Below are 4,849 nucleotides of genomic sequence, written 5' to 3'. Positions count from 1 at the left end.
TAGATAGATGGTTTCCTAGCTCTAAAAGATGTAGTAATTGCGGGTATATTGCTGAAAAAATGCCGTTAAATGTTCGAGAATGGGACTGTCCAGACTGTGGGACTCACCATGACCGAGATATTAACGCTAGTAAAAATATTTTGGCCGCAGGGCTTGCGGTGTCAGTCTGTAGAGCGACCATAAGACCAGAACAGAGTAAATCTGTTAAGGCAGGTGCGAAAAATCCTTCGGGAAAGAAGCAGAAACCCAAATCGTGAGGTTTGGGAATCACCGTCCGTTTACGGCGGTGAGGATGTCAAATTAAAATAAGAGATAAGTTTTCAAAAATTCTGAACCTGATGAAAATCAAAGCTATTATTCATCCAGCCGAAGAAGGCGGTTACTGGGCTGAAGTTCCCGCTCTGCCCGGTTGTATAACAGAAGGAGATAGTATGGACGAAGTTGTCGATAACCTCCAAGATGCCATACAAGGCTGGTTAGAAGTTGCCAATGAAAGCAAACAACCTGAATCTAGGTCAGAAGTGATTGAAATTGCTGTATGAAATCAATATCAGGGAAAAAACTCTGTAAAATTGTCGAAAAAAAGGTTGGATACTCAAAAAAATTACCAGTAGTCACCATGTTTATGAAAAGGAGGATGAAGATAAAATTCTATCTATTCCTGTACACCGCAATCAGGACTTAAAAATTGGAACTTTAAAATCAATTATGAAAATAGCTCGATTATCGGAAGATGACTTATAAGCTTTCGTAGTGTGCGTTAATGTTAATGTAACGCACCATCAATTTTTTAATATGCGGTGGGTTACGCTGTCGCTAACCCACCCTACAGTGCTACTGTGAAGAGACAAGCTGATGTCCGAGGTTATAATGGTCAAAGAGTTAAAAAAGAAATTAATCTAATCAATAGCCACAATGAAGGTACAGCCAAATGAGTCAAGTCTTAACCCTAGAATTGAGCGATAAAGTTTATGCCACCTTGCAACAGCAGGCTAAAATATTAGTAATAAAGCTTTCTTTCCCACATGGGTCAGATCATCACCAGCAAATTATCTCATCGCCGCCAATTTTCTACGATTAATCCCTGAACTCTCAGCATATCTGAGTCGTCAGAAACGACAATGAGATTATAGCTAATAGCTGTTGCTGCAATGAGAATATCAGCCATTTGTATGGGGGTTCCCTTAAGCCTTAAATCAGCAGAAATTGCTGCGGCTTGATGAACAATCTCCATTGTATCTAACAACAATAATCTCAAATCAGTGCGACACAAATTCTGAAATCTTGCTAACTTCTTCGTTGCCTTAACTGCTAATAGTCCAGCTTCAGTTTCTAAATAAGTAATACAGCTTATGAAAACATCCTTTCCTTGTAGCCTTACTGCACTCAATCTCTCAACGACTACTTGGTTGTCTTTGAGAATAGCTGTGACGATGTTAGTATCGAGTAGATAACCCACGACTATTTACTATTTCTATCTAAAACTTGCCATCACTGCTTCAAACTCTGCCATTTGTTCTGGAGTTAAATCCTTCAGCAGTCCCGCCATTGCTTGCACTCCTAAGACTCGCCTGATTTTGCGACCTAGACTTTCATCGGGCATTGTTTCTAATTCTGAAGAGGAAAATTTTTCGGTCAGTAAATTCACAAAATACTTAACCATTTCATCTCTATTTAAATCTTCCAATAAGCTCTCATTCTTGATAAAATCATCAATAATTGACGCGATACGAATAACGAGCCTAGACTGAATTTTATCCTCGACCAAATCTGATTGAATAGAGACTTGAGACATCCTTTCCTCCTTGAGACTGGTGTAGCGAATTTTTTCTGATTTTTAGGGAGCATCCCGTTTCGGCAAATCGTTTCCTTTCGTAGGAAGAGAGCAGATAACTCCCCAATCCAAAATCAGAGCCGAATAAGTTAATTTTAACCTAACCTGCTTCAAGTTCGCCTGCTGAAAAAATTCCTAGCCCTGTCGGGAAGACAGGGCTTAAAAAGCCGTAATCTGTAACAGCGCCCGTAATAAAGCTTCCTTTCCCGCATGGGTGTTGAAAGCAGGCTGGACGAATCAAGTGCGCCACGATGCTGCTTATATTGAAATTACCAACCGACAGTGCGATCGCCATCGCCGTAGGGTGCGAAAACGCGCGTGTAACGCACCATCAATTTTTTAATATGCGGTGGGTTACGCTGTCGCTAACCCACCCTACAGTGCTACTGTGAAGAGACAAGCTGATGTCCGAGGTTATAATGGTCAAAGAGTTAAAAAAGAAATTAATCTAATCAATAGCCACAACGAAGGTACAGCCAAATGAGTCAAGTCTTAACCCTAGAATTGAGCGATGAAGTTTATGCCGCCTTGCAACAGCAAGCTAAAATATTAGGGATCGACCTGTCAGAATTAGTAACAACTTCCCTTGAGCGACAGTATCGCTTAACAAAAGCTAAAGACCAACGCACGGAAGCCGAAAAAGAAGCAGCACGTCAACGCTTTCGAGCGCACGCTGGCTCAATTAGCGGCTATCCGACAGGAGCAGATAATGAAAGCATTGATGCTGACTTAGGAAGAGAGTATGGAGATACTCATGAGTAGACATGAAATCGGTGATACTCCTCGATACTTCTGGGTTACTTTGCTATGTCTATCGTGATCAACCAGGACATGAAGAAGCTGTCCAATTGTTAGATAGTGCAGGTAAAAGCATCACCCACAGTTACGTTTTAGCAGAGTTAGTTGCTCTAGCTCAAGTTCGCCATTACCCGCGTTTAGCTACCCTAGAATTTATCACCGATTTGCTAGAAAATCCAGATATCGAGACAGTTTGGATAGATGAGCCTTTACATCGTGCTGCGGTCAAACTATTGATGGCACGGCAAGATAAGACTTATTCCTTATGTGATGCAGTTAGCTTTTTATTGATGCGTCAGTTCAATATTAATGAAGCATTAACCACCGATCGCCATTTTGAGCAAGAAGGTTTTCACCGTTTACTTGTATTCTAAAAAGGGCAGAGCTGCGTCAGGGGTTGGTATTTCTCCAACTGGTACTCCTGCCATTTCCCCGACCCCCGTTCGGTGAGGGATTGGGCGTTTCCCAACTGCGCGGCTGCTTCCCGCCAGAATTGTTCAAAGTTCTGCCGCAGTTCTCCAGTGGCAATCATTGATTTTAACGGGATAATTTAGTCAACAATTCCAAGAGTTTTTGACTATTAGGAGTCAAGAGAGTTCGACGATAGGCATCGGCGGCCTTTTTAATCGCTTCCGCTTGGGTGGGATAGGGATGAATAACAGTAGAGAGTTTACTCAATCCGATTTTGGCAACCATAGCGGTGGTAATTTCGGAAATCATCTCACCGGCGTGAGCGGCGACGATAGTGGCTCCTAAAATTTGGTCGGAACCTTGTTTGTGAATAATTTTTAGAAAACCTGCTGTTTCGCCATCAGTGATAGCTCGATCGACTATACTCAAAGGAATTTTAATAGTATTAGTGACCAATCCCCGGGTCTGTGCTTGGGTTTCATCCATACCCACCCGGGCGATTTCTGGGTCGGTATAAGTGACCCAAGGCATAACTAAATTACTGAGCTTATCGCGTCCGAAACCGAAGGGAGAAAAAAGGGTATTTTTAATCACAATACGGGCGGCTGCATCGGCGGCATGGGTAAATTTCCAATCCATACAGATATCACCGGCCGCATAAATTTTCGGGTTAGTAGTTTGCAGATAATCATTGACTTTAACTCCCCGACGAGTATCGTATTCCACGGCTACCGCTTCTAAATTTAATCCTGACACATTAGGCTCCCGGCCAGCACCGACTAAAATCTCGTCAACGGTGATAGTTGCTCCTTGACCGTTGCTAGTATATTCAATGGTTTTACCCCGCTCATTTTTTGTCACCCGTTCAATTTGGCAAGAGAGAATTAATTGCATTCCTTCCCGCAGGAAAGTATTCTCAATAATTTCGGCCGCTTCTTGGTCTTCTTTATTCAAAAGATGGGAATGATTATGAAATAAAATCACCTGTGCGCCTAACCTTTGAAAAGCTTGGGCTAATTCACAACCAATCGGCCCGCCACCGATAACAGCTAATCGGGGAGGCAATTCTGTTAGGGAAAAAATTGTTTCATTGGTATAAAATCCCGCCTCTTTTAGTCCGGGGATATCGGGATGAAAGGCCCCAGCACCAGTGGCAATGACAGCTTTTTTATAATCGAGGGTTTTTCCCGTCACTTCCACAGCATTTTGTCCTAAAAAACGAGCGCTACCCAAGAAGACATCGATACCTAGTTTTTGGAAACGTTGCACCGAATCATTATGGCTAATATCGGCGCGAATTTGCCGCATTCTGGTCATGACTCTGGCAAAATCTACCCTAGTATCCCCAATATTAATTCCTAATTTTTTGGCTTTCTCAATTTCCCCGATAATTCTAGAGGAACGAATCAGACATTTGGAAGGAACACAACCGAAATTGAGGCAATCTCCCCCCATGAGGTGTTTTTCCACTAAAGCCACTTTTAAACCTATATCTAAACCCGCCGCTCCCGCCGCTACGACTAAACCCGCAGTACCCGCACCAATGACGACTAAATCATAACAATCTTGGGGTTGTGGATTGACCCAATCGGCAGGATGAACATGATTAACTAATTTTTGATTATGTTCGTCCATGGGGAGAACATTAACTTCCCTAGAGCTATTTTCAAACATAATAAAGTAGTTATCTTAATGGTGAGATACGAAGTTTTCGTTTTGGGGAGTCAGGAGATAGGAGTCAGGAGTCGGGAGATAGGTTTTAGGTTTTGGGGTTTTGGGGTTTTAGTTCAATTTCCCCACTTCCCC

The 4,849-nt window shown here is 42.4% G+C and carries 10 protein-coding genes and 1 pseudogene; 7 read left to right on the top strand and 4 right to left on the bottom strand.

The genetic code is table 11. The features are described 5' to 3' along the window. The 4 genes and pseudogenes from IQ242_RS16960 to IQ242_RS26780 form a co-directional block, all read left to right on the top strand. Positions 1 to 257: zinc ribbon domain-containing protein (locus IQ242_RS16960; RefSeq protein ID WP_193960776.1), on the top strand; the 257-nt coding region annotated here is incomplete at its 5' end. Positions 258 to 338: 81 nt separating this feature from the next. Further along, positions 339 to 542 (top strand): type II toxin-antitoxin system HicB family antitoxin, encoded by a 204-nt coding sequence (locus IQ242_RS16955; protein WP_002734086.1) that lies wholly within the window; start codon positions 339 to 341, stop codon positions 540 to 542. Then, positions 539 to 744, top strand: a pseudogene (locus IQ242_RS16950) (type II toxin-antitoxin system HicA family toxin). Before IQ242_RS16955 ends, IQ242_RS16950 begins: the two are co-directional and overlap by 4 nt. Before the next feature lie 56 nt (positions 745 to 800). Continuing rightward, positions 801 to 935, top strand: a complete 135-nt coding sequence (locus IQ242_RS26780) for a hypothetical protein (RefSeq protein WP_002741034.1) — start codon at positions 801 to 803, stop codon at positions 933 to 935. 119 nt (positions 936 to 1,054) lie between these two features. On the opposite strand, the gene IQ242_RS16945 is transcribed toward IQ242_RS26780, so the two are convergent. From IQ242_RS16945 to IQ242_RS16935, 3 genes are all read right to left on the bottom strand, one after another. Then, the gene (locus IQ242_RS16945; RefSeq protein WP_193960775.1) at positions 1,055 to 1,459 is read right to left on the bottom strand and encodes a type II toxin-antitoxin system VapC family toxin; all 405 of its coding nucleotides are present in this window, start codon (positions 1,457 to 1,459) and stop codon (positions 1,055 to 1,057) included. Positions 1,460 to 1,474: 15 nt separating this feature from the next. Then, the gene (locus IQ242_RS16940) at positions 1,475 to 1,795 is read right to left on the bottom strand and encodes a hypothetical protein (protein WP_149988568.1); all 321 of its coding nucleotides are present in this window, start codon (positions 1,793 to 1,795) and stop codon (positions 1,475 to 1,477) included. 139 nt (positions 1,796 to 1,934) lie between these two features. After that, a complete protein-coding gene (locus IQ242_RS16935) occupies positions 1,935 to 2,129 on the bottom strand; it encodes a hypothetical protein (protein WP_150978422.1) in 195 nt (64 codons plus the stop codon). A 54-nt stretch (positions 2,130 to 2,183) separates the two neighbouring features. Here IQ242_RS16935 and IQ242_RS26775 point away from each other — a divergent pair, with 54 nt between their 5' ends. The 3 genes from IQ242_RS26775 to IQ242_RS16925 are packed head-to-tail and all read left to right on the top strand — an operon-like array spanning position 2,184 to position 3,006. Continuing rightward, positions 2,184 to 2,318, top strand: a complete 135-nt coding sequence (locus tag IQ242_RS26775; RefSeq protein WP_002741034.1) for a hypothetical protein — start codon at positions 2,184 to 2,186, stop codon at positions 2,316 to 2,318. After that, a complete protein-coding gene (locus IQ242_RS16930) occupies positions 2,315 to 2,596 on the top strand; it encodes a hypothetical protein (RefSeq protein WP_193960774.1) in 282 nt (93 codons plus the stop codon). The genes IQ242_RS26775 and IQ242_RS16930 overlap by 4 nt, the downstream gene beginning before the upstream one ends. 11 nt (positions 2,597 to 2,607) lie before the next feature. Beyond that, on the top strand, positions 2,608 to 3,006 hold the full coding sequence (locus IQ242_RS16925; RefSeq protein ID WP_081106832.1) for a type II toxin-antitoxin system VapC family toxin: 399 nt from the start codon (positions 2,608 to 2,610) through the stop codon (positions 3,004 to 3,006). A gap of 163 nt (positions 3,007 to 3,169) precedes the next feature. Here IQ242_RS16925 and IQ242_RS16920 read toward each other — a convergent pair whose 3' ends face one another. Then, positions 3,170 to 4,717 (bottom strand): mercuric reductase, encoded by a 1,548-nt coding sequence (locus IQ242_RS16920; RefSeq protein ID WP_193960773.1) that lies wholly within the window; start codon positions 4,715 to 4,717, stop codon positions 3,170 to 3,172. Positions 4,718 to 4,849: the final 132 nt, after the last annotated feature.

The sequence above is a fragment of the Microcystis sp. LEGE 08355 genome (genome assembly GCF_015207185.1).
In the GTDB taxonomy this organism is placed as follows: Bacteria; Cyanobacteriota; Cyanobacteriia; order Cyanobacteriales; family Microcystaceae; genus Microcystis; species Microcystis panniformis.
Note: the sequence above shows the minus strand (reverse complement) of the source record. Positions and strands in the feature narration are given on the sequence as shown.